We start from the raw sequence: 25,236 nt of genomic DNA, 5'->3' as shown, positions 1-25,236 counted from the left end.
TATTTGTCTATAAAGAGTAGATTTGTCTACAATCAAATGGACAGAACCAGACCAAGACGAACGATTATAACTATTATTGCAATCCGATATAGTCAATTCGTCGACTAATATATAGCTGAATTCACATGAATAAAAAATTTGTATTGCTCATCTGCGGCCTATTGCCCATTTTTTCACAAGCACAGAAAAAGAACAACGCAACACAACGCCCCAATATTGTCTTTATCCTGACGGACGATTTCACAGCCCAAGCATGGGGCGTATATGGCGGTATTTTAAAAGATTTTGTCAAAAATCCGAATATTGAAAAATTAGCCAGTCAGGGGGCGGTACTCAATAATACATTCTGTACCAATTCAATTTGCACCCCTAGCCGTGCAACCATACTGACAGGACAGTACAGTAATAAAAACCAAGTCTACACACTGGAAGATGCGTTGGATCCCGATAAGGAAAATATCGCCAAGGATCTGCGCAATGCGGGCTACCAAACTGCTGTGTTTGGGAAATGGCATCTGAAAAAAAGGCCAAGTGGATTTGACGATTTTAAAGTTCTTCCTGGACATGGTGTTTATCATAACCCGACTTACCTCTCTAAAGACAACTGGAATGATAAGGAAGAGGCTGGTACACCCTACGAAGGCTATGTAGATGATATCACCACAACGATGAGTTTGGACTGGTTAAAATCACGCAACCCCGATAAACCCTTCTTCTTAATGTGTCATTACAAAGCGACGCATGAACCCTTTGATTTTGCCGAACGATTCAAAGATTACTACAAAGATGTGGAGTTTCCTTATCCCCCGACATTTTTGGATTCAGGAGCAATCACAACTGGACGCTCTTTCGAAGGGCAGCCCTTGGAAGAGCTTGGCCGCCGTTATGAGCAAGCTTCGGTAGGCCCCTTTTGGACATCTTATCCTGAGCTTCCGTTTTCAACAAAAGGAATGGACCCTTTGGAAGCCCGCAAAAAGATCTACCAAAAGTTCCTCAAAGATTATCTGCGTTGCGTCGCTGGAATCGATGATAATCTAGGGAAAATTATGCGCTATCTTACAACGGCAAATTTGGACGAAAATACCGTTGTGATCCTGGCTTCCGACCAAGGATACTTCTTAGGAGAACACAATTTTATGGATAAACGATTGATGTACGAAGAATCACTGCGCATGCCTTTTGTGATCAGCTACCCCAAAGAAATCAAAGCTGGTAGTCGATTAGATGACATGATTCTAAATATCGATTTCGCTGCACTATTTGCAGATTATGCCGGCATCAAAAAACCCGCCTACATCCAAGGCGAAAGCTTTCGGAATAACCTCAAAGGAAATACATCCAAAGCATGGCGGTCTGCCATGTATTACCGTTACTGGCAACATGCACCAATACGCCCGGCGCATCTTGGAGTCCGTGATGAACGCTACAAACTGATCTACTTCTATGGACAGCCATTAGAAATGACGGGCAGCGACTCTAAAACAACAGCTCCTGCTTGGGAATTCTATGACTTGCAGCAAGATCCCATGGAAACACACAATGCCATTCTAGACAAAAAATATATCAAAGAAATTGCCAGGTTGAAGAAAAAGTTGGCTATACTTAAAGCTGAAGCGGGCGATGATGATGCAACAAGACCAGCTTTTCAGCAGGTTCTCAAACAAGAAAACTTAATCGTTAAATAATTAAATGCAAACGATGGATTTGAAGTATATATTTTCTTTTATACCATTCTTATTTACCCTTGGAGCTTCAGCATCTTCTATTACGGATGAGAATAAACCAGCTCCACTCCCAAACATCATTATAATTTTAATGGATGATATGGGCTATGCCGACCCAGTCTGCTATGGTGGTGGCCCCTACCAAACGCCAAATATCGATAAACTCGCAGCACAAGGTCTTCGTTTCACCGATTTTTATGCCGCGCAGCCGATCTGTACAGCTTCCCGAAGTGCCCTATTAACTGGCTGTTACCCTACGCGAATTGGCATTAGCGGCGCGATTGACCATAACGCCAAATTTGCACTTAACCCCGATGAACAAACGATCGCCGAACTATTGAAAAGCAAAGGATATAAAACCGGCATGGTCGGAAAATGGCATCTTGGACATAAAGAGCCTTACCTTCCCCTTCAAAATGGCTTTGACGAGTTCTATGGACTTCCCTACTCCAATGACATGTGGGCCTACGATTATGAAGGAAAAAAATGGCAAGATTCAACTTTTTGGCGGGCCCAATACCCCCCACTTCCTTTAATAGAAGGCAACAAAACAGTTAAAATTATCGATTCTTTTGATGGTCAGGATCAATTGACCACCGATTATACAAACCGAGCGGTCTCTTTTATCAAACGTAATAAAAACAACCCTTTCTTTCTCTATTTAGCCCATGCCATGGTTCATGTCCCACTTGGCGTTTCCGAAAAATTTAAAGGCAAAAGCGGTGCCGGTATGTTTGGGGATATTATGGAAGAAGTAGACTGGTCCGTAGGCGAAGTGATGAAGACATTGGAACAAAATCATCTGCTCGAAAACACTATTGTTATTTTCACGAGTGACAATGGTCCATGGCTCACGTTTGGAAACCACGCCGGTTCGACAGGAGGGCTCAGAGAGGGTAAAGCAACTATATTTGATGGTGGATTAAAAGTACCTTGCATTATAAGCTGGCCCGGTCATGTTAAACCTGCAACTGTAAGTAACCAGCTTTTGACCAATATGGACTTACTACCAACGATTGTCAATATTACCCAGGCAGCCAAGCCAACAAAGAAAATCGATGGGATTGATTTTACAGAGCTTCTATTGGGTAATCCCCAAAGTACTCCACGAGATGAACTCGCTTATTATCATAATAAAAACAATTTGAAAGCAATCCGGAAAGGAAAATGGAAGCTTGTTTTTCCTGCTGAAACCGAAACATACGAAGCACCTGCAACCATTGGCGGCGATCGGTATCCAGGAAAATATGCTACAGTAAAAGTCCGGTTGGCATTATATAATCTTGCAATTGATCCCGGTGAAGATAGAGACCTAAAAGATCAATATCCCGAAATTGTCAAACAACTCCAACAGGTAGCAGATAAATATCGTCGCACGTTGGGTGACGGATTAAATAACATGGAAGGGACTGAAATACGTCCAGCAGCTCAGTTATAGTGCAAAAAAAGGGATCCAACACGACACATTTGGATCCCTTTTTTCTTAAACTGATCTATTAAACAGCAGTATAACCACCATCAACTAGGTAATACCCACCGGTCATAAAAGACGATTTATCCGAACTTAGAAAAAGAACCAGCTCAGCGACTTCCTCTGCCTTTCCCAAACGTCCAATAGGGTGTTTACTGATTAACGCATTGATATGCTCTTTATCCAACTTCGCCAATAACGGCGTATCAATATAACCAGGTCCAACCGCATTACAACGAATATTTTTTTGACCATACTCTGCGCCGATGTTCTTTGTCAGTCCCACTACAGCATGTTTGGCTGAAGTGTAAGCACTTGACATAGGCGCAGCCACGGTACCATGAATGGAAGCCATATTGACAATAACACCGCCTCCATTCCTCTCCATGGCTTCTATTTGATATTTACATCCATAAAATACGCCATTGAAATTAATATCAATTACTTTTTTCCATCCATCGAGACTGTAATCTCCCGTTAGTGCAGCCTCTCCACCAATACCAGCATTATTGCATGCAATATCAAGGCGGCCAAATGTCTTGACGGCGTAACCAACCAAGGCCTCATTGTCAGCGGGAGATGAGCTATCTGCTTTGAAAAACACAGCTTCTCCTCCTAGAGATTCAATTTGTTTTACGGTTTCATTCCCCGCTTGCTCGTTGATATCCGAGACAACGACCTTTGCACCTTCTTTACCATAAGCCAATGCAACTGCCAGTCCGATCCCCGAACCCGCACCTGTTACTAAAGCTACTTTATCTGCTAAAATTTTCATATGATATAAATTTTATGATACAGACAATTTACTAAAAGCAATGCGGAATCAAGTCAAAAAGGCCATTTACTTCAATTAAAACGAAACTAAAATGACATTACTTGAAAAGTTAACCCTGCAGCTGTGGATATTTTTTATATAATCTGTCCAAAAACAAACGCCCCATCAACTGAAGCCTCGCCTGTGTTTCAAACATACCTGAACCTGGAGAAATAATACCATGTGGCATACGCTGAACAGTACCATAATAAATAATATCGAGCCCATTTCCATTGACGTCAAGATGCATTTTCTTAGGTTTCAAGCCCATGACAGAGCCCATGCGTGTTACTTTTTCAGAATTAGTAATCTGCGCAGTTCGCGCATCGAGCAAGGTTTCATGATCAAAAACCAAATGGTCTCTCACCTCCCCATCATCGAAAAATATGTAATGCAACTCGTTGTTGCTCAGCACCAGATAAGAAGCGTTATCCCGCTCATTATAACGAGCCTTTACACCTACAGCCGCCCAGGCAACAGTCTTGGCTGCCGTAGCTGCAGCTGAAGCAACTTTGTCCCCCACCGTTGCTATATACGCACATTGCGTAAAGGCATCAATTGGAGCACCGTTCAATTGTTTTCTTAATTCACTAAATTCATCATTCAACAATTCACCCTTTACGGCAGGAGCTAAGGCAATCCCGGATTCACCTTCATACTTTTTGGCCGTCTCCTTTTGCTTTTTCATCATCATAAGAGAAATGAATACGCAAGCCACAACGATAACGGCAAAAATACCAATGTACAACATCATAAAATAAAATTTAGAATGGGTTTATAATTCAATAAAAAGTCCAAAAAGTGAACAACCTATTCAGGTTTCCTCTTTCTGGTACGATCGACTACAAAAATTTTGCCAGACTAAAGAATTTTATCCGGGTAGTGAATATTATTTAAAGCAGTCTGGTGCATATCAACCCAAATATCATTGTTTGACTGCTGTATAAGCCAATTTGGAGAGCTTCGCATGTCGGCATCCGCATCATTATTGTAAATGGATGGAAAATCAGACTCTTTGGCCCTAAGCAAAACAACGATCGTACCAGCCATGAGCAAAGGGATATCGCCTAAAACGAGATTATAAAAACCATCTTCAAGCAATCCCGGACTAAAACGCTGTAAACTGTCATAACTACGTTCCAATTTGCCAATCAATTTTTCCAGTTCATGTGGATAATGAACCTCAACATAAGACTCAAACAAAGCCGAAACTTTATTGTAGAACCCCGCTTTCATGAGGTTTAATGCTTCATTTCTATAAACCTGCAACCAACGATCCGAAGCTAGATCATGATATTCCGTCTCTACCTCTTTACCATCACGTTTCAAGGCCCAAAGCTTAAGCTCCTCAAGCCGTTCTGTTGTTTCCATTCCATTTTTTTCCATAAGACTATCGCTGCCGCTCTTTGAGTTCCAATTGCAATAGAATATCCCGTTTCTTACCTTCGATTAAAGACAAATTGCCCGCAACAAAAACACCTTTCTGTCCCGAATTTTTGCTAATACCATACACTGATGATTCATCGTCAGGATCTGATGCACCTTCGTAGCGAAATAAATAGTCAATTCTGTACTGATCTGCATCAGCCAACAAATCGTCAAATTCAATATTATAGTCTATTGTATAGCCTAAGTCGTTTAACTTTTCCAAAGCAACACTTGCAGAGGAGTACCCATGCATTCTTTCCATAGTTGATTGTTCTAAATCCGATCTAAATTCTAATTTTTATTATAAAACGATTGACAAAAGGGTTTTGTTTTCCGCAATTTGAAATAGTTTATTCAAAATCATATTTCTACTTTTGTGCTACCAAACACGATGAAATATGGCAAATCTAGCAGCACCAGCGTATCAGCATACACCTCAACTCGCTTTTCAACGATTACTCGATGTCTTATATACCTTACGGGTTGAATGTCCCTGGGATAAAAAACAGACTATGGAATCCCTTCGACATTTGACTATGGAGGAAATGTATGAATTAACCGACGTCATTTTGGAAAAAGATTATCCAGAAATCAAAAAAGAACTTGGTGACGTCTTGATGCATCTGGTATTCTATACCCGCATTGCCGAAGAAGAAGGACATTTCAACATCGTAGATGTACTCAATGCAATCTGTGATAAATTGATTACGCGCCATCCCCACATCTATGGCGACACCAGTGCTGATACAGAAGATCAAGTCAAGTCCAATTGGGAAACAATCAAGCTCAAAGAAGGCAATACATCTGTTCTTGCTGGTGTCCCAAAAGGCCTACCCGCTTTGGTAAAGGCCTATCGTATCCAAGATAAAGTTCGCGGTGTCGGCTTTGACTGGGAAGATAAGAAACAAGTATGGGAAAAAGTAGAGGAAGAGCTTGCCGAATTTAAAGCCGAATTTAATCTGGAGACAGCGCTTCCAATGGATCAGGAAAAAGCAGAAGGGGAATTTGGCGACCTTTTATTCTCCTTAATAAATTATGCACGGCATATTGGCATAAACCCTGAAAATGCACTTGAACGCACCAACAAAAAATTCATTGAACGGTTTACCTATTTAGAACAAAAAGCCGCTGAAAATAAGCAACAACTGCAGGAAATGAGTCTAGAAGAAATGGACGTTTATTGGAATGAAGCTAAAAAATTAAAAAAATAACGCAATCCCTAAAAAGGGAGTCACGGACCGAATTTAATTCGACTTTGTCAAATTTATGCGTAAATTCGCAGGAATATGGAAACAGTTGTTAGCGGTATCAGAAGTACCGGAAAATTACATTTAGGAAATTACTACGGCGCATTGAGCAATTTTGTGAAAATGCAAAACGAATATAATTGCTTTTTTTTCATTGCGGATTTACATTCACTAACGACCCACCCCACTCCTCATGGACTTCAGGGAACGGTTCGTCAAGTTATTGTTGAATATTTAGCTGCAGGAATAGACCCCGAAAAATCGACTATTTACGTTCAATCAGATGTTCCAGAAGTTGCGGAACTCTATCTATACATGAATATGAACGCCTATCTCGGCGAGCTTGAACGTGCTACAGCATTTAAGGATAAAGTTAGAAGCAATCCCGACAATGTTAACGCAGGTTTATTGACCTATCCGGTCTTGATGGCCTGTGATATATTGATTCACCATGGCACAAAAGTTCCAGTAGGAAAAGATCAGGAACAACATTTGGAGATGACGCGGACTTTTGGCAATCGCTTCAATCGCTTATACAACGTAGATTATTTTAAAGAAGCGTTTGCGTTCTCCTACGCTGACAAATTGGTGAAAGTTCCCGGACTTTCAGGCCAGGGAAAAATGGGTAAATCCAATGGTGAAGCAGATTGTATTTATCTATCGGACAGTGAAACCGTAATTCGTAAAAAAGTGATGCGCGCTGTATCCGATTCTGGTCCGACGGAAATGAACCAGCCTAAGCCTGAAGCTATCCAAAATCTTTTTGATTTAATGAAGGTCGTATCTACTGCAGATACGTTACAGCATTTTGATGAACTCTATAACAAATGTGAAATTCGTTATGGTGATTTCAAAAAACAATTGGCAGAAGATATGGTACTTGCAACCAACGATGTACGCTCCCGTATTGAGGATATATCAAACGATGATGCATACATTGCTAAAGTTGCAAAAATGGGCGCTGAAAAAGCAAGCGAATCTGCGCACAAGACACTGAAAGAGGTTCGTGAGATTATTGGTATTAAAAGATTTTATTAAGCTAGAAATAATATGCACATAGCTATCGTTGGAAATATAGGTGCCGGCAAAACAACGTTGACCGAAATGTTGGCCAGTCACTTTAAATTTGAACCTCAGTTTGAAGCTGTAGACAACAATCCTTATCTGGAAGATTTTTATTCGGACATGAAACGCTGGGCATTCAATCTTCAGATTTTTTTCCTCAACAGTCGCTTTAGACATATTGTAAAATTGCAGGAAACTGGCATTGATATGATTCAGGATCGTACCATTTATGAAGATGCTTATATCTTTGCCGAAAACTTGTATGATATGGGTTTAATGAGCGCACGTGATTTTGAAAACTATAGTAATATTTTTCAAAGCATTATCCACTATATCAAACCTCCAGATTTATTGATTTACCTCAAAGCCTCTGTCCCTACCCTGGTGAATAATATCCAAAAAAGAGGCCGTGACTATGAATCTGCAATTCGCTTGGATTATCTGTCGAAGCTGAACGATAAATACGATAAATGGATCAATAATTACAAAGAAGGTAAGGTAATGATTCTGGACAAGGACAATCTGGACTTCACCAAAAACCCAGAAGACCTCGGCGATATCATTCAAAAGATCGAAGCCGAATTATTCGGATTGTTCGAATAATCAGCGAATTAAAAAGCCTGTAAAATAACGTTATTTTACAGGCTTTTTGATAACTTCCAATTGCCCATCCATTGATAAAAAATAAAAGATGAAATTTTTAGGTATTATCCCTGCTCGATATGCATCGAGCAGATTCCCTGGAAAACCCCTGATCGACATCGAAGGAAAAACGATGATCCAGCGTGTCTACGAACAGGTCAAAAAATCAACAAAATTAAACGAAGTGGTTGTCGCAACCGACGATCAACGCATAGCACAAACTGTACTTTCCTTTGGTGGCAAAGTCGTCATGACAGCAGAGCACCACCAATCGGGCACAGATCGTTGCGCCGAAGTTATAACGGATATAGAAGGTTATGATGTTGCCATCAATATACAGGGTGACGAACCCTTTATTGACCCCGCGCAAATTGATCTTTTAGCACATTGTTTTGAAGACACCACTACGCAGATAGCGACCCTAGTCAAAGAAATTACAGCGGAGGAGGAACTATTCAATGTAAACATCCCTAAAGTTGTCCGAAACAGCAAAGGAGAAGCAATCTACTTTAGTAGGCAGACCATTCCTTTTTTAAGAGGTGTGGAAAAAGACCAATGGTTACAAAAGCAAACATTCTATAAACATATCGGAATATATGCTTACCAGGTAGATACATTAAAAGCCCTGACACAACTTCCCATTTCTATGCTAGAAGAAGCAGAGGCATTGGAACAGCTGCGCTGGTTAGAAAACGGTTACGCCATTCAAACGGCAATTACAACGCATGAAACGGTCGCCGTGGATACAAAAGAAGATCTCGCTAAAATATTAAAACTATTTTTTAATAAATAGTAAAGCTTACCGGTGTTCGGTATAGCATAACGACCGGACACCTTCCAATAGTACCTGCTTATCCGAATCACTTAATTTGATCATCTGCGCTTTTGCTCTGATCAATTCATCAAATTGCAATTTGGTACTCACACCAACGAGTGCTGTACCAACAGCTGCGTTAGAAAGCACATAAGATAGTGCAACAATCATATTGTCTTTTCCGATACGTTTGGAAAGATTTGCCAAGTTTCTCACGATATGGGCCACCTCTCCCGAACTATACTGAAGAAAAGGTTCAATAGGTTTGTTGATGAGAACACCTTTGGCTAATACACCGCGTACGACGATACTTACACCCCGTTCTTCCAACAAGCCACTGATTTCTTCTTCTGGTCTTCTATCCAATAGACTGTATTGCATCATTACTGAGGCAATGTCAGATTTGGACAAAAATGCCTTGATAACGTTTGGGCGAATTGATGAAAGGCCATAAGCACGGATTTTCCCTTGTTTCTTCAACAACTCAAACGCTTCAACAATCTCCTCTATCGGATCTTCTATTGTACCACCATGTAACTGATAGAGGTCGATGTAATCCGTTTTTAAACGTGACAACGAACCTTCCACAGCCTTGATAATATAGTCCTTCGAAGCCTTCCAATCCCAACCGGATCCATCTGCACGCCAAAGGTTACCAACTTTCGACGCCAAAACAATATGCTTGCGAAAGCTTTGCACACTCTCCCCGACGATCATCTCGTTTAGGCCTTTATCGTAGAGATCAGCGGTATCGAAGAAAGTGATCCCTTTCTCGTAAGCTTTTTGGATAATATCTTTGGATTGTTTGGACTGATTGCTTTTTAAAGACATACAGCCCAAACCTATTTCCGAAACGATTAAGCTTGTATTACCTAATTTACGTTGTTCCATCTGCACCAATATCAAGCAATTCTACCTCAAATACCAATGTGCTGTTTGCAGGAATTTCACCTGTTGCCCGTTCGCCATAGGCTAATCTACTAGGTATAAAAAATTTATACTTTGCACCTTTCGACATTAACGGGATTCCAATCTGCCAACCCTTGATCACCTGACCCAAGGATAGTTTCAATGGCTCCTTACGGTCGTATGAGCTATCAAATTGCTTTCCATTGAGTAAGGTACCTTTATAATGCACTGTTACCTCATCGTCACTTTTTGGTTTTGGACCTTCCGCCTCATTTAGAACAAGATATTGAATTCCTTCAGCTGTAGATTTCATCCCAACAACCTTTGCATTTTCGGCAAAAAATTTATCTTCTTCAGCACGGCTAGCAGCCTCTTTTTTAGCACGAACATCCATGATCGCCTGCTGGATAACAGCTCTTCCTTGGCCTTCTTCCAATAGCGATTTCTCCCCTTTCAAGACATCCGAAATTGCTTTTGCAATAACATCTGACTTCAAGTAATCGATCTCAATAGATTTTAATGAATTTCCGATATCGGCACCAAACGCATAAGACACAGAATCGGCCTTCGTTTTCAGTTGATTTGTTGTACTTGATTTAGTTGTGACGACCTTCTTCTTCGCCGTCATGTTCGTTTTTTTTTGTTGGGCAAATCCTGTGACTGTTGTCAAGGATAATAGGGCTAATGCAATATACTTCATGTTTGTTTAACGGTGCTTCTGCACGATTTCATTTATAATTTCCTGCGTGATATTAGGGTAATCAACTTCAACCCTAGATTTACTGTTGAGCCAGGCTTCTATCGCCAGCATGTTTTTCTGTTTTAAGCTCGAAATTACAGGCACCCCCATCTCCTCCAATGACGCTGCATTCAAATGCTGCTCATATTGGTTTTTCATCGGGATAACTAACAGTTTCTTTTTCAAATATAACGCTTCTGCCGGTGTTTCAAAACCTGCCCCACATAAAACTCCAGAAGAAGATGCCATACTATCAATAAAAGATTGGTTATTGATCGGTCTTATCGTTACATTTTTCATGTCAAATGCCTTCGAATTATGTTTGCTAAAAACATCCCACTTCACATCTGGAAACTTCATCAAATGCTTTAAAAGATGCGCATCGTCATATGCCGGGAGGTAAACCGTATAATGTCCCTGCTCTGTCACATTCAATTCACGAACAGCATTACGGATAACCGGTTGGTAAATATTCTTGGCGTACCGCTTAAAATGGAAACCATAGGAATGGGTAGACGGGGCATAATTTTTCATAATAAATTTGCCCAGCATATCACTATCTTCTGGCTTAGGACTCGATGGATCTAAGGCAGCAATCTGATGGCTCAACCCAATGCAGTCCAAATCTTTTGAATGACAAGCCCAAGCAGAAATCGGTTCAAAATCATTGATCACCAAATCATAGTTTTCTATGGGCAAGCTCTTAATTTCATTCGTAAATTTACGGATCGTCGAACTCATAAATGTTTTCCACAGATCTACTCCGCCGGATTTTCCAAAGATAAAACTCAACCCGTGAAAACGGTATTTCACTTCGAAAGGTAATGATAGATCTGCTTGAATTCCACTAACCAAAACATCGACTTCCCCTAACTCCCTCAAACAGGGGACAATATCCATTGCCCGGCTCAGATGTCCATTTCCTGTCCCTTGTACGGCATACAATATCTTCATAACGACTGTATTTTGTGTCGGCAAATTAATCAATTTTAACGAGTATCAATATTATTTTATTGTTTAGTTATGTTAAGAAAATATAAATTAACATCAATAAAAAAAGTTGTTAATCCATTTTTAATTTTCCTTTACGTATATTTAATATCAACAATTAATTAATAGCCAGTTTGATACCCCATGAAGTCTCTATTTTATAGAATGCTTTGCATAGTCTCCATGCTAATTTTAACATCGTGGGGATTTTTTGCTCATAAAAAAATTAATCATTATGCCGTCTTTGCGCTCCCTGCTCAGTTGGCTAAGTTTTATAAATCCAATATTGACCTTATTACCGAAAAAGCTGTTGATCCAGATAAACGCTGCTTCACAGACAGCGCTGAAGGCCCAAGACATTTTATAGATTTAGAGGACTACCGCAAGGAAAGTACAGTTGACTCCATGCCGATACATTGGTCACAGGCCAAAGAGAAATTTCAAGAAAGGCAATTGTTAAAAAATGGTATTGTGCCCTGGCAAATCAATCTTACTTATCAAAAGCTTGTTAAGGCCTTTCAAGCAAAAGATTATAAACGGATCATCAAACACTCAGCAGAACTCGGCCATTATATTGCTGATGCCCATGTTCCATTGCACACGACTAAAAATTATAATGGACAGCTGACGAATCAACTCGGTATACACGCATTCTGGGAGAGCCGCTTACCGGAAATGTTTTCAGAAAAATACAACCTTCGCGTTGGAAAAGCCAACTATATCAAAGATCCCTTAGCGGAAGCCTGGGGTATCGTCCGTGAAAGCAATCGCCTTGTGGATTCTGTATTGAGCATTGAAGCCCGGCTTAATCGTCAATTTAAGGCATCTCAAAAAAAATCTTTTATTGAGCGAAACAATCAATTGGTATGGACCTATTCCGACAGTTATGCTAGAGCTTATCATGAAGCCATGAACGGTATGGTTGAAAGGAGAATGCAAAAAACCATTTTACGCGTTGCTTCCTATTGGTATTCAGCCTGGCTCGAATCCGGCCAACCCGACTTGACTAACATCGAAAAAATAAAAAGCAGCGACAAGCAAGATCACATCGATATAACGGGGAAAAAGCGTATCGGCCGAGAAGAATGGATGTAAGAAGGTTACAAAATATTATCCGGACTACCAGTATTATTCACGCCGGACTATTTATTTTTTAGTCAGCTAAGCTACTTTTGCAGCGTAAAATCTAGGAAAGCATGTTGAATAAGAATATTACGTTAACAAACCTTGCATTAGTGCTGAGTATTGGAGCTGCGACTGCTCAGATTAAAGACACAACCACTTTGGGCGAAGTCATCATTAATCAAAATCGCTTACAGATCCCTTTTTCAAAACAGAGCAAAAATATCCAAATATTGACGCAGGAAGATATACAGAGACTACCAAATCGATCAATCAACGAGTTGCTTAGCAATATCCCAGGCGTTGATATTCGCCAACGTGGACCATTTGGTTCGCAGGCAGATATAAGTATCGACGGTGGGTCTTTTGAACAGACGGCGATCCTACTCAATGGTGTTAAAATCACCGATCCACAGAGTGCCCATCACAATATGAACCTTCCGGTTCCTCTAGAGGCCATCGAGCGTATCGAAATAATTCGGGGGCCGGCTTCACGGATTTTCGGTATTAATGCACTAACCGGTGCCATTAACATCGTAACAAAGAAAATTGAATCAAATCAAATTAGCGCCCAGGTATATAGTGGTTCTTCATTCAAAGATAATGAGCAGACAAGTGCAGGCAAGTATTATGGTAAAGGTGTTCAGCTTGGCTCACAGTTCTTAACCAAGCAAACAAGCCACGGTTTATATTTTGGCCACGAAGATTCGAATGGACAACGCTATAATACAGCCTCCAACAATAATAAACTCTATTATGACGCTACATATCAACCGAATACAGCCAATATGATAAAAGCCAATGTTGGCTATATCAACAATCAATTTGGAGCCAATGGTTACTATGCTGCACCGAGTGACAAGGAAGCTTATGAACAGGTTAAGACAGCTTTCGCTTCCCTACAGTCCAAGCATCAATTAACACAGGCATTTTCCATCAGTCCACGTCTCAGTAATCGCTACAACGAAGATGAATATTGGTATTTAGGCAGAGAAACAACCAAAGGTAGATCCAAACATTACAGCAACGTCTTCGGAGCAGAAATCAATGCTACATTGGAGCAAAGTTATGGTACATTTGGCTTAGGATTAGAAAGTCGATTTGAACGCATCAATAGCACCAGTATTGGCGACCATAACCGGGAGAATTACGGCGGCTACCTTGAATTCAAAACAGAGGCGATCAAAAAACTGATGATCAACTCTGGTGCCTACATCAATTACAACTCAAAATTTGGCTGGCAGGTATTCCCGGGTCTAGATTTGGGATATGATATTACCGAACATTGGAAGATTGTAGTCAACGCAGGTTCTAGCCAGCGGATCCCTTCCTTTACGGATCTTTACACCAATCAGACAGCCAACGTCGGAAACCCCACACTGAGCTCTGAAAATGCCTATCAGATCGAAAGTGGTATAAAATACTTATCCAATCGGATTATTGCTCAAGCGGGCTATTTCCATCGAAGGATAAGCGATTTCATAGACTGGCAAAAAGAGGATGCCACTACAGGAAGCGGAACGGTCATTCCCTGGAAACCAATAAATATTGGAAAAAATAAAATTGATGGATTCAATGCTTCATTCCGATATAATATCAATGATCCCAGCGCAACGACACGATACTTTACAACGCTAAGTTATAATTATCTCAACCCAAGCATAACATTAGCAGACGGGATACTATCCAAATATGCTATTGAAAGCTTAAGGCATCAAGTTATTGCCAACTTTACCATAAACCACAAGAACTGGATGTTAACTTCTGCAAACCGCTTTAATGAGCGTATCAGTTACAAATCTTATTTCATCGCTGACGTAAGAGGATCGTACCAACTCCACGACTTAAACATCTTTGTGGATGTTCAGAATATATTTGACAAGAGTTATATAGAAGCTGCCGCCGTTCCAATGCCCGGTCGTTGGTTTAGTATCGGCGCAAAATATAAACTGAACTATTAAACCCGATCAAATGGCAAAATCGGTTCTCTTCCCTTTTCCCATCAATTATAAAAAAGTCCCAAATGGAATGACCATTTGGGACTTTTCATTGTGCTATTGACACATAGAAGCATGTACCATGCCCTAGTTAAGAAAACGCCAACTATAAAATAAGTTACTTTTTCTTGGGAAGTACAGATAAAATTCCCCCAATTAAATGTTTTTGGAACTCGGGTTCGTCATAGGACTCATCGGTATGTCCAAGCCCGGTATAGAAGACTTTCCCTCCGTCGTAGGTCTGGGCCCAGGAGATTGGATGTTGATCCCCCATTTTTCCACCTTGGTAGCTTTTTTCATCCAAATTCATCAACACATGCAATCCGTCCTTCACGTCCTTGAAATTATACCATTCATCTTTGTGCCACCAGATCGGATCGAGGTGCTTGGTGGCCGCATGTTTTCTGTCCAATACGTCAATTTTGGCTTTTTGTACGGCAGGATGGGACGCAAAATATGCCCCTACAAGGCCGTTATACCAGGGCCAATCAAACTCAGTATCCGTCGCGGCATGGATACCCACAAACCCTTTTCCTGATTGGATATACCTCACAAAAGCTTCCTGTTGCGCAATATCGAGAATATCGCCAGTTGTACTCAGAAAGATAACAGCGTCATATTTTTTCAATCCCTGATCTGTAAACAGAGCAGCATCCTCCGAATGATCAGATTTTATCTTTTCTTTATCTAGCAATTGTTTAAGTACCTGTGCGCCCTTTTCGATGCTTCCGTGTCTAAACCCTTTTGTCTTGCTAAAGATCAATACTTGCCTTTGTGCCTGAACAGCAGCTGATATCCCCAACAGGAGAAACAGAAAAATGAAGATTCTATTCATGATATAAATGGTTATTATGATGATTTAAGTTTAGGTTTACTATTTTCCGCAACGAAATCGCGATAAAAATAGCTGTACAGAAATGCCGCGCATTCTCCTGATACACGGCTTTTCTGTTTTATTATTGTGTGATTAGCTCACGGTAAAAATCAAGACTTTCAATAATATCTTCCTCAGAAACGTAGATATCATATTGACAACTGCCAATTTGGTCAAGCAATGCAAAACCGATCTGATTGGACAGGTTTTTCTTATCATTTCGCATCAGATCCAACAAGGCTGTATCAATGGATGAATCAAATGTGTAATCGTTGAAATATTTTCTGAAGGTTTGGATCAAATCGTTTAATTCATCCAAAGGCAAACCATTCAATTTATGCGATAGATACCCCTCACAAATCATCCCTACTGCAATAGCTTCTCCATGTAATAAAGGTGAAGCATCGTTCAACAAAGAGTATCCCTCAATAGCATGACCAATTGTATGGCCAAAGTTTAAAATTTTACGCAGTCCTTTTTCTTTCGGATCCTCAAGGATAACACGGTTTTTGATCGAAACAGAATGTTTGACCAAAGAATTGTCGATTTGATCAATCTCCAATGTTTTCACTCGCTCATAATAAGCCCGATCGAAGATCAGTCCATGCTTGATTACTTCAGCAAAGCCTGAGATTAACTGACGTTGATCTAAGGTTTTCAAAAACTGGCTTGAAATAAAAACAGCCTGGGGTTGTGCAAAAGTTCCAATAATATTTTTCACACTTCCCATATCAATACCGGTTTTACCCCCTACTGATGCATCTACCTGGGAAAGTAAAGTCGTCGGAATTTGAATAAAATCCATCCCTCTTTTGAAAGTCGATGCGGCAAATCCCCCCATATCAGTCACCACACCACCGCCAAGATTGATCATCAATGAATGTCTATCAGCTCCGAAATCGAGCATATTATGCCATACACCAATACAGAAATCAATATTTTTATTTTCTTCGCCCGGATCTACTTCTATCACATCATAATTCGCTAAATTGGGTAAAGCTTGCTGAAATAGCGGCAAACAATTATCCAAAGTATTGGTATCCACCAATACGATGATCTTTGAGTAATTGCGCTCAGCTAAAAACGCCTCTAAAGAGGCCAACGTATCATCAAAATATACCTGATAGCCCAAACTTTCTATGACTTCCATTCTATGATTCTTTAAGGTTTAAGTTTTCTATTTACCAATATTGTTTAATATTACACCAATTTTATTTCCATCCCATCAAATTCAACAACATCTCCTGGTCTTAATTTGAGTCTTTTCCGGTAATCAACCTGCCCATTATACTTCACACACCCTTCTGCCACAACCCATTGAGCCATAGCACCATGCTCTACCCAATTTAAAGCTTTAAGTAACTGTATAAGCTGGATATATTCGCCCTCGATTTTAAATTCTTGCATTTCACAAAAATAGTGGTTTCACTGAGGAATACAAGAATTATCATCGTTTTAATGCTTACTAAATTGCTACATTTGCCTTATTGCAAATAAAGATTATGATTGAGAATTCTGAGCCCAAGACATTATCCTTTGATAATACAGAGATTGCTTTTAAAAGTAAAAGCGATAAGGATTTGGAAAGAGCGTATTGGTTATTCAAAATAATAGCGAATAACTTCTTGACAAAAGTAGGTCCGTCAATGACCAACTTTGCCCTGAACATAGGACTGCCTATCCAAGGCATCATCCGTAAAACAATCTTCAAACATTTTTGTGGTGGAGAGACCATCGCGGGTTGCGAAGCAGCAATCAACGAATTGGGAGAGAATGGTGTAGGGACGATTTTGGATTATTCCGTTGAAGGAGAAGAAACAGAAAGTGCATTTGACGCCTGCTGCGAAGAGGTATTACGTACCGTAGTTGCGGCCAGTAAAAACAAGTACATTCCATTTTCAGTATTTAAACCAACTGGATTAGGACGTTTTGAGTTATTTGAAAAGGTCAACGCCAAAGAAACTTTAACAGAAGCAGAACAAGGAGAATACCAACGCATGTTGGATCGTACTGACCGTATCTGTAAAGCATGTCATGCCGCCGGTGTAAAAGTTTTAGTGGATGCTGAACATTCATGGATTCAAGATGCGATCGATGATATTGCACGTGAAATGATGGAAAAATACAATATGGAGAAACCAATTGTATATAATACTTATCAATTGTACCGTAGTGATAAGTTGGCATCTTTGAAAGCCGACTTTGAATACGCAAAAGTTAGAGGCTTTCACATGGGTGCTAAGATCGTTCGTGGTGCCTACATGGAGATCGAACGTGCTCGTGCTGCACAAAAAGGTTATTCCGATCCCATCCAGCCAAATAAAGAAGCTTCCGATAGAGATTATAATGAAGCTATTGAATTTATCTTGGACCACCTGGACAACTTTGGGCTAATGGCGGGTACACATAACGAGGACAGTAGTATGTTATTGGCGAAGGAAATTGACAGACGTGGTATCGATAGATCCACCGATCGCATCTTCTTTGCGCAATTATTAGGTATGTCTGACAACCTGAGCTTTAACTTAGCGGCACATGGCTATAATGTTGCTAAATACATGCCTTATGGACCGGTTAAAGCGGTGATGCCATATCTTTTCCGTAGAGCACAAGAAAATACTTCCGTCGCAGGAGCGACAGGTCGGGAGCTCGGGCTTTTGATCAAAGAAAAACAAAGAAGAAAAGCTAGTCGATAACGACTAGCTTTTTTTATAATTGGCGGGCATCAAGTCCATCTACTCAAGGAACTATGCTCAAATGGTCTCCAAGAAACACCCTACTTTTGAAAAGCACAAAAGCACTTTACCTATCACTCGCCTCCCCTTCATCCTTTTGAAACAAGCTAATTACAAAATCATTCCATATTCTTGAAACTATTATTTATGTTTGCAAACTTTTCCCTTAAAACAAAGTTCATACTGGAAGGGTGCTCCCCCGGAGCTTAAAAGAATACGATTTGAAATGGAAGAAAAACTTAGATTATTTGATCTTGCACGTCAACAGATGGGCAAATACCCCGATCTTGATATGTTTGCACACAAAGTGGACGGCAAGTGGAATTATATCAAAACAGCAGATTTTCTTGAACAAGTAGACAGCCTCTCCAAAGGGCTGATTGAACTTGGCGTGAAACCCAACGAAAAAGTTGGTCTCATTGCCGGCAGCAGTATGGAATGGCATTTGATTGACTTTGCAATCCAGCAAATTGGTGCAGTGGTGGTGGCCATCTATCCAAATATTACGGATACAGACTATCAATATATCTTTAATGATGCCGAAATCAGGGTTTGCATCGTCAGTAACAAAAGCCTGTACGATCGCCTGATGAATCTAACCGACTCAATCTATACATTGAAGTATATTTTTTGTATCGCAGATCAGGAAGGCACACGTAGCTGGAAAGAACTGAATGATATAGGCTCCAATTGCTCCCTAGAAAAACTAGCAGCACTACGTGACCAGGTTAAACCTGAAGATCTCGCTACCCTGATTTACACATCCGGTACAACGGGCAAACCAAAAGGCGTAATGCTGTCACACAATAATATCTTTTCCAATGTATTGGGCGCAGCAGAAATTACCCCTTGTAAAGCTTATGACCGCGGACTGACCTTCCTCCCTCCTTGTCACGCCTACGAGCGTATGGTTTTATATACCTATATGTATCTTGGCTTTACGATCTATATCGCAGAATCTTTTGACAAGATTGGTGATAATCTGAAGGAAGTAAAACCTCATATCATGACCGTTGTCCCACGTATTCTTGAAAAAGTCTATGAGAAAATCATGAAAACAGGTCATGATCTCAGTGGTTTCAAACGCAAAGTATTTGATTGGGCTGTTTCAGTTGCAGAAGAATATGATCCAAATCCTGAGAAAAGAAGTCTATCCTATAATCTCAAACTAAAGCTTGCCAAGAAACTTGTCCTTAACAAATGGTATGAAGCATTGGGTGGCGAATTACTTACCGTTGCTTCTGGATCAGCCTCTCTTCACAGCAAGTTGACACGTGCCTTCTTAGCTGCAGGAATTCCATTATATGAGGGTTACGGCATGACCGAAGCCTCCCCACTCATTTCGGTCAATCATTATATCAAAGGAATACGCATAGGTACTGTTGGCCTTCCTGTCCGTTTTGTTGAAATAAAACTTGCTGAAGACGGAGAAATATTAGTAAAAGGCCCTAATGTCATGATGGGATACTATAAGAACAAGGCCGAAACGGATAAAACAATCATTGATGGATGGCTGCATACCGGAGATATTGGAAAGTGGGAAGATGAAAAATTCTTGAAAATCATTGACCGAAAAAAAGAGATGTTCAAAATTTCGGGCGGGAAGTACGTCATACCACAGCCAATAGAAACAAAGCTCGTTGAATCTAAATTTATTGAACAGGCAATGGTTATCGGTGACGGGATGAAGTTTGCTTCTGCCTTTATTGTACCAAACTATGCCCATTTGTTGGATTGGGCCAGAACAGATGCTCCTGAACTTGCAACCATGACAAAGGATGATTTTCTGACTGACCCTGCCATTGTAAAAAAAGTCAATCAGGAGGTGCGTCGTGCGAACCAGCACTTTGGTAACTGGGAGCAGATTAAGAAACCAATTATTTTAACAGATGAATTTACTATTGAAAATGGAGAGTTAACACCAACCTTGAAAATGAAACGAAAGGTAATTCTCGAACATCATCAAGAAGAGTTCAATAACCTCTATCAAATGGAGATGGATTAAGGATTAACAAATCAAAATTTTGACATAGCGCACTATATTTATACGAGTAAAACATGAAATTATTAAAGGATAGAATCCTTCATGACGGTAAAAGTCTTGCAGGAGGCATACTTAAAGTAGACAACTTCATCAATCACCAGATGGACCCCGTATTGATGAAATCTATTGCGGTGGAATTTGTCCGTCGTTTTGCAGACCTCCCGATCAATAAAATCATTACAATTGAAGCAAGCGGAATAGCCCCAGCGATCATGCTTGGCTACCTTTTGGAATTACCGGTTGTATTTGTAAAAAAAGCAAAACCGACCACCATGGCTGATATGTATGTAAGCCAGGTGCATTCATTTACCAAGAACCGAACCTATGACATCTGTGTCAGCAAAGAGTTTCTTACGCCGAGCGACAATGTTCTTTTTATAGACGATTTTTTGGCCAATGGGAATGCCGCTTTTGGTATGCTCGATCTTGTTAAACAATCGGGAGCTTCAGTATTGGGCATGGGATTTATTATCGAAAAATCCTTCCAGGAAGGTGGCAAAAGATTAAGAGAATTGCCCGATTTAAGAATTGAATCGTTAGCGCGGATAAAGTCGCTTGAAGTGAATAAAGTCAGTTTCGAAGAAGACTAGCAAAAAGAAAAGCCTCATCTTCCTAAAGATTGAGGCTTTTTTATTCAAACAACAAGATAAATTCTTTCTAATCCCAACGGTAGTCGTTGTAAAAATCTTCAGGATGTCTGCTAATTGCAACATCTTTTACAATCCGGATATTGGCTGCTCCCAAGTTGACATTTAACATAAATGAAGGTACATTTGCTGAAAAATTCCAACGACCATTGCGCATATACACGTAACCTCCTCTGTAAGGATCGTAGAATGTTTTGTAATCTCTAAAGTATACATGGTGTCTACTATCGTAACGATGTGCACTTGCCCAGGCTGGTGCTCCATGACGGTATCCTTTTCGGTATGACTTAGCTACTTCTTTATGATATTTACGGTCTTCTTTTTCGCGTTTTTCTAAATATTTTCGATATTCCTTATCCCTTTTCTCTTCATATTTTCTACGCTCTTTGTCCTGTTTCCATTCACGTTCATGTCCACGATGTTGAGCCGAAGATTGTTGAGGAGCGATTAAAACCAGTCCTCCAATTGCCAACGCGAAGTATATCATCTTTCTCATAACAGTATAATTTAAATTTAAAAATCAATTCCACTCCGCCTGTGTTCCATTCTTTTTTACAAGCGTTTCTATGGGTATGACTTCAATGTTTGAACAAAGGTTTAATCGATCAAGATGAATTTAATTTGTGCCGCAATATATAGAATCCATTACTTCAATTTAACGTATCTTTGTACCATGTCAAATACAGGATATATCACTGAAGATACCATTGTTGCATTAGCGACATCTTCCGGAACAAATGGCGCTATTGCTGTCATACGCGTTTCGGGCCAAAATGCCATAAAAATTACGAACGAAATATTTAAAGGAAAGAACCTACTTCAACAACCATCACATACCATCCATTTTGGAACCATACGCGATGGCGAAGAGATCATTGACGAAGTATTGGTCTCCTTATTTGTAGCCCCGAACTCCTATACGAGAGAAAATTCGGTGGAAATATCAACACATAACTCCAAATATATTATTGAGCGCGTTGTAAATTTACTCATTAGAAAGGGAGCACGTGCTGCCCGTCCGGGAGAATTTACCCTACGTGCATTTCTCAATGGCGGAATGGATTTATCCCAAGCAGAAGCAGTTGCCGATTTAATTGCATCCAATTCTGCCGCCTCACATCAAGTAGCCATGCAGCAGATGCGTGGAGGCTTTTCCAATCAGCTTAAATCCCTTCGTGAAGATCTCATTCACTTTGCTTCACTGATTGAATTAGAGCTTGATTTTTCGGAAGAAGATGTGGAATTTGCCAACAGGGATCAGCTAAAAAATCTAATCAATAAAATACAGGTTATTGTTCAAAAATTAGTGCAATCTTTTGAACAGGGTAACGTCCTAAAAAATGGTGTTCCTGTTGTCATTGCCGGGAAACCTAATGTAGGAAAATCAACGCTATTGAACGCTTTCTTAAACGAAGAACGTGCCATTGTTTCTGATATTGCAGGAACAACGCGCGATACCATTGAAGATGAGATTAATATTCATGGCGTCACATTCCGATTTATTGACACAGCAGGTATACGTGAGACGGCGGATGTTATTGAAGCAAAAGGTGTTGAGCGTACCCGTGAAAAGATGAAACAAGCGCGATTGATCATTTACCTATTTGACCCTACACAGGACAAAGTTGAAGAAGTACAAGCGCAAATACCAGAAATCGAGCGCCTACAAATTCCATTTGTCACCATTATCAATAAATCAGATTTGCTTTCTGAGTCGCAAAAAGAGGTTTACAATGTCCTTAATCCGCTTTACATTTCAGCGAAAGAACAAATCGGTGTCGAGGAACTGAAAGACGAATTGATCAATCGTGTACATTTAGGAAATTTAAATACCGACGATGTCATGGTCACCAACATCCGTCACGTAGAAGCGCTACAAAAAACAGCAGATTCACTGGAACGCGTAATATATGGGATTGACAATCCTGTCACTTCTGATTTCCTAGCGATGGATATACGCCAAGCCTTATATCATCTTGGTGAAATCACCGGAAGTGTTTCTACAGACGATTTATTGGATAATATCTTTTCCAAGTTTTGCATCGGAAAGTAAATCTTAATTAACGATAATAAACAATAACCATCATTGATTATAAATCACTTAAAATAAACATTTTAAGTGATTTTTTTTATTATTAATGTTTATCTTTAAAATGTATTACCGCTCAAATAAAACTGAATAGTCCTGGTTTTCTTCAAAATTAAACCCACCTACTTTCCAGCTATACTGTCCATTAGAATTTCTCACAGCTACATGGACTGGACTTGCCGTAGTGCTATGATTATAAAAAACAACTATTGAAGATTCACTTTTTTCGATATTAATTTTTATTACGGTATCGCATACTCTAAAAATCAGGATGCATTAAATAAATTTTGGACATATAATCAACGTAGAATATTCATTTTGTCTGCGATAATCTTTGCAATACTTCACTATAAGCGCTACAATATGACTTTTGAAAACCTATTATTAATCCCATTTTTATTGGCTTTCTATTTTTCAAGGGGTTGGATCCTAGAATATGCTAGAGCTCCATATGGATTTATTTACAGTTGCTTACTGCATATACTATATAACTTCCTTTTATCGGTCAAATATACTTTAAATAACTTCTCTAGTTATAGATTCAATTACAATAATGCATTTAGTGGTTTTTATGTACCTAAAATGGATAAATTAAAGCACGGGAGTGATTTTGACAACCTTACTGGTTACTTACATTTATTCTTACAGACTAATTTAAACGCTCCAAAGGAGACAAAGAGAAAATTCCACTGGAGATCTTTCCATTCCATTCATAGTAGTAGGCTTGCCTCCTTTTGATAATAACCTTCTTGCTCCTAGGCATCCGCTCTTTGTCCACGGGTTGTATAACAGTGATCTCGTAATGGTTGGCCTGGGTATTATTGACTTTAATTTCGATAGCTTTTTCAAAGCCGTACGAATATACACCTAACTTGTAAACGTCCTGTCTCGGAAAATTAAATGTTTTCGTTGAATCAATAACGATTTGTTTTCTTAGTCTGGAAGAAAACATGCAATGTCTATATTGCGGAACATGGACAATATTTCGATAATTTTTCTTTTTGTTAATATATATGGAAAGTAATTCGAAGTAAAACGGAGTTCTACTGCTCATCTCGTTTTTCTCATAAGTTTCCAAATAATAGTTGATCGTTACTGAAATAGAATCGTTATCTTTTTGGACTGACTTTTCCCGTACCGATACCCTGGGTAATCTTTTTTCCAGGTGTGGATTTAAAATTACTGTATCTCCCTTTACTTCCCAATCTCCTCTATTCGTATAGGATTCAAATGTATAGGGGAAAATAGGATCTGCTTCAATAAGCTCAAATGTGCTATCTAGATTTAGAGTCAGACGGGTCGAATATTCCCCATACGTACCGAAGATCGGTTTAGAAGCTTTTTGAGCAAATACGGAGAATACTAGTGAAAAATAAAGAAGTGCTGACAACAATACTTTGATCATAATCCATTTTTCCTTTGCTTTGTTAGGGATAGAATACAAATATATCACAAAATGTTCACCTAATTTACTCTTTGTTCTTCTTAAACAGGAAAAGTTATTTTTTCACAATACTATAAACCACAACCGGAAGGCACAATACGGTTAATATTACAGAGAACCTTTTGAAGATCAGCAAATCTTTCCGTTTTTTTAATAATTCTTGGTCCGATAGTTCGCTTAATTCTTTTTCTTTCATGCTATTTTTAATTAAGATCCTATGATAAAATACTTAATAATACCTTGTAAGTTTTCTTGTTGTGTCAGCGATACAGGTATCATTTGCTAATAATGGCTTCTGATCAAATATAAATATCTTCACGAACATTTATCAAATTATTTCCTTTTTAGGATATATTGTACTTACCACAGTCTTTTATCGGTAATAATGGAGAAACAACGTCTTTAACAAATTGCCGATAGCACGATACAACAAAAAGACAA

General features: G+C 39.5%; 25 protein-coding genes. 13 read left to right on the top strand and 12 right to left on the bottom strand.

Annotated elements, in window-relative coordinates:
• Positions 1-125 precede the first annotated feature (125 nt).
• Positions 126-1,685 carry a sulfatase family protein gene (locus BV902_RS11635; RefSeq protein WP_075992072.1) on the top strand — a complete coding sequence of 520 codons (1,560 nt, stop codon included), beginning with the start codon at positions 126-128 and terminating at the stop codon, positions 1,683-1,685.
• Between the two features lie 13 nt (positions 1,686-1,698).
• Entirely contained in the window at positions 1,699-3,162 is a 1,464-nt protein-coding gene (locus tag BV902_RS11630) for a sulfatase family protein (protein ID WP_083663808.1), read from the top strand.
• A 58-nt stretch (positions 3,163-3,220) separates the two neighbouring features.
• Here the strand turns inward: BV902_RS11630 and BV902_RS11625 are convergent, their stop codons facing one another.
• The 4 genes from BV902_RS11625 to BV902_RS11610 all read right to left on the bottom strand — a co-directional run bounded on the left by BV902_RS11625 (position 3,221) and on the right by BV902_RS11610 (position 5,699).
• On the bottom strand, positions 3,221-3,970 hold the full coding sequence (locus BV902_RS11625; protein ID WP_075992070.1) for an SDR family NAD(P)-dependent oxidoreductase: 750 nt from the start codon (positions 3,968-3,970) through the stop codon (positions 3,221-3,223).
• A 109-nt stretch (positions 3,971-4,079) separates the two neighbouring features.
• On the bottom strand, positions 4,080-4,763 hold the full coding sequence (locus BV902_RS11620) for a hypothetical protein (RefSeq protein WP_075992069.1): 684 nt from the start codon (positions 4,761-4,763) through the stop codon (positions 4,080-4,082).
• 107 nt (positions 4,764-4,870) lie between these two features.
• On the bottom strand, positions 4,871-5,380 hold the full coding sequence (locus tag BV902_RS11615) for a hypothetical protein (protein WP_157626015.1): 510 nt from the start codon (positions 5,378-5,380) through the stop codon (positions 4,871-4,873).
• Positions 5,381-5,399: 19 nt separating this feature from the next.
• Positions 5,400-5,699 carry a hypothetical protein gene (locus BV902_RS11610; protein WP_075992067.1) on the bottom strand — a complete coding sequence of 100 codons (300 nt, stop codon included), beginning with the start codon at positions 5,697-5,699 and terminating at the stop codon, positions 5,400-5,402.
• 136 nt (positions 5,700-5,835) lie between these two features.
• Here BV902_RS11610 and mazG point away from each other — a divergent pair, with 136 nt between their 5' ends.
• From mazG to kdsB, 4 genes are all read left to right on the top strand, one after another.
• Positions 5,836-6,648 carry a nucleoside triphosphate pyrophosphohydrolase gene (gene mazG, locus BV902_RS11605; RefSeq protein ID WP_075992066.1) on the top strand — a complete coding sequence of 271 codons (813 nt, stop codon included), beginning with the start codon at positions 5,836-5,838 and terminating at the stop codon, positions 6,646-6,648.
• A 75-nt stretch (positions 6,649-6,723) separates the two neighbouring features.
• On the top strand, positions 6,724-7,722 hold the full coding sequence (gene trpS, locus BV902_RS11600) for a tryptophan--tRNA ligase (RefSeq protein WP_075992065.1): 999 nt from the start codon (positions 6,724-6,726) through the stop codon (positions 7,720-7,722).
• Between the two features lie 12 nt (positions 7,723-7,734).
• Positions 7,735-8,352, top strand: a complete 618-nt coding sequence (locus BV902_RS11595; RefSeq protein ID WP_075992064.1) for a deoxynucleoside kinase — start codon at positions 7,735-7,737, stop codon at positions 8,350-8,352.
• A gap of 88 nt (positions 8,353-8,440) precedes the next feature.
• Positions 8,441-9,184 (top strand): 3-deoxy-manno-octulosonate cytidylyltransferase, encoded by a 744-nt coding sequence (gene kdsB / locus BV902_RS11590; protein ID WP_075992063.1) that lies wholly within the window; start codon positions 8,441-8,443, stop codon positions 9,182-9,184.
• A 6-nt stretch (positions 9,185-9,190) separates the two neighbouring features.
• Here the strand turns inward: kdsB and BV902_RS11585 are convergent, their stop codons facing one another.
• The 3 genes from BV902_RS11585 to BV902_RS11575 are packed head-to-tail and all read right to left on the bottom strand — an operon-like array spanning position 9,191 to position 11,807.
• Positions 9,191-10,096 carry an aldo/keto reductase gene (locus tag BV902_RS11585; protein ID WP_075992062.1) on the bottom strand — a complete coding sequence of 302 codons (906 nt, stop codon included), beginning with the start codon at positions 10,094-10,096 and terminating at the stop codon, positions 9,191-9,193.
• Positions 10,083-10,814, bottom strand: coding sequence for an FKBP-type peptidyl-prolyl cis-trans isomerase (locus tag BV902_RS11580; RefSeq protein WP_075992061.1), 732 nt, complete (start codon positions 10,812-10,814; stop codon positions 10,083-10,085). Before BV902_RS11580 ends, BV902_RS11585 begins: the two co-directional genes overlap by 14 nt.
• A 6-nt stretch (positions 10,815-10,820) precedes the next feature.
• Positions 10,821-11,807, bottom strand: coding sequence for a glycosyltransferase family protein (locus BV902_RS11575; protein WP_075992060.1), 987 nt, complete (start codon positions 11,805-11,807; stop codon positions 10,821-10,823).
• A gap of 219 nt (positions 11,808-12,026) precedes the next feature.
• Here BV902_RS11575 and BV902_RS11570 point away from each other — a divergent pair, with 219 nt between their 5' ends.
• Both BV902_RS11570 and BV902_RS11565 read left to right on the top strand, forming a co-directional pair.
• Entirely contained in the window at positions 12,027-12,938 is a 912-nt protein-coding gene (locus tag BV902_RS11570) for a zinc dependent phospholipase C family protein (protein WP_232475749.1), read from the top strand.
• A 101-nt stretch (positions 12,939-13,039) separates the two neighbouring features.
• Positions 13,040-14,926 carry a TonB-dependent receptor plug domain-containing protein gene (locus BV902_RS11565; protein WP_075992058.1) on the top strand — a complete coding sequence of 629 codons (1,887 nt, stop codon included), beginning with the start codon at positions 13,040-13,042 and terminating at the stop codon, positions 14,924-14,926.
• A gap of 154 nt (positions 14,927-15,080) precedes the next feature.
• Here BV902_RS11565 and BV902_RS11560 read toward each other — a convergent pair whose 3' ends face one another.
• The 3 genes from BV902_RS11560 to BV902_RS11550 all read right to left on the bottom strand — a co-directional run bounded on the left by BV902_RS11560 (position 15,081) and on the right by BV902_RS11550 (position 17,243).
• Positions 15,081-15,797, bottom strand: a complete 717-nt coding sequence (locus tag BV902_RS11560; RefSeq protein ID WP_075992057.1) for a ThuA domain-containing protein — start codon at positions 15,795-15,797, stop codon at positions 15,081-15,083.
• Positions 15,798-15,918: 121 nt separating this feature from the next.
• Positions 15,919-16,986: a 3-dehydroquinate synthase gene (gene aroB, locus BV902_RS11555; protein WP_075992056.1), complete on the bottom strand. Its 1,068-nt coding sequence runs from the start codon at positions 16,984-16,986 to the stop codon at positions 15,919-15,921.
• 50 nt (positions 16,987-17,036) lie between these two features.
• A complete protein-coding gene (locus BV902_RS11550; protein ID WP_075992055.1) occupies positions 17,037-17,243 on the bottom strand; it encodes an RNA-binding S4 domain-containing protein in 207 nt (68 codons plus the stop codon).
• Positions 17,244-17,338: 95 nt separating this feature from the next.
• Between BV902_RS11550 and BV902_RS11545 the strand changes: the two genes are divergently transcribed.
• From BV902_RS11545 to xpt, 3 genes are all read left to right on the top strand, one after another.
• Positions 17,339-18,532 carry a proline dehydrogenase family protein gene (locus BV902_RS11545; RefSeq protein WP_075992054.1) on the top strand — a complete coding sequence of 398 codons (1,194 nt, stop codon included), beginning with the start codon at positions 17,339-17,341 and terminating at the stop codon, positions 18,530-18,532.
• Between the two features lie 265 nt (positions 18,533-18,797).
• A complete protein-coding gene (locus BV902_RS11540) occupies positions 18,798-20,576 on the top strand; it encodes an AMP-dependent synthetase/ligase (RefSeq protein ID WP_075992053.1) in 1,779 nt (592 codons plus the stop codon).
• 53 nt (positions 20,577-20,629) lie between these two features.
• Complete coding sequence (gene xpt, locus BV902_RS11535) at positions 20,630-21,205, top strand: xanthine phosphoribosyltransferase (RefSeq protein WP_075992052.1); 576 nt, start codon at positions 20,630-20,632, stop codon at positions 21,203-21,205.
• A gap of 67 nt (positions 21,206-21,272) precedes the next feature.
• Here the strand turns inward: xpt and BV902_RS11530 are convergent, their stop codons facing one another.
• Positions 21,273-21,758: a hypothetical protein gene (locus BV902_RS11530; protein ID WP_120334634.1), complete on the bottom strand. Its 486-nt coding sequence runs from the start codon at positions 21,756-21,758 to the stop codon at positions 21,273-21,275.
• 177 nt (positions 21,759-21,935) lie between these two features.
• On the opposite strand from BV902_RS11530, the gene mnmE reads away from it, so the two are divergent.
• Both mnmE and BV902_RS28675 read left to right on the top strand, forming a co-directional pair.
• Positions 21,936-23,315 carry a tRNA uridine-5-carboxymethylaminomethyl(34) synthesis GTPase MnmE gene (mnmE, locus tag BV902_RS11525; RefSeq protein ID WP_075992050.1) on the top strand — a complete coding sequence of 460 codons (1,380 nt, stop codon included), beginning with the start codon at positions 21,936-21,938 and terminating at the stop codon, positions 23,313-23,315.
• A 267-nt stretch (positions 23,316-23,582) separates the two neighbouring features.
• Positions 23,583-24,089 carry a CPBP family glutamic-type intramembrane protease gene (locus BV902_RS28675; protein ID WP_083663570.1) on the top strand — a complete coding sequence of 169 codons (507 nt, stop codon included), beginning with the start codon at positions 23,583-23,585 and terminating at the stop codon, positions 24,087-24,089.
• Here BV902_RS28675 and BV902_RS11515 read toward each other — a convergent pair.
• On the bottom strand, positions 24,001-24,756 hold the full coding sequence (locus tag BV902_RS11515) for a copper resistance protein NlpE (RefSeq protein WP_145327425.1): 756 nt from the start codon (positions 24,754-24,756) through the stop codon (positions 24,001-24,003). The two genes, BV902_RS28675 and BV902_RS11515, sit on opposite strands and share 89 nt — an antisense overlap.
• Positions 24,757-25,236 lie beyond the last annotated feature (480 nt).

This window comes from Sphingobacterium sp. B29, assembly GCF_001952815.1.
Classification (GTDB): Bacteria; Bacteroidota; Bacteroidia; order Sphingobacteriales; family Sphingobacteriaceae; genus Sphingobacterium; species Sphingobacterium siyangense.
Note: the sequence above shows the minus strand (reverse complement) of the source record. Positions and strands in the feature narration are given on the sequence as shown.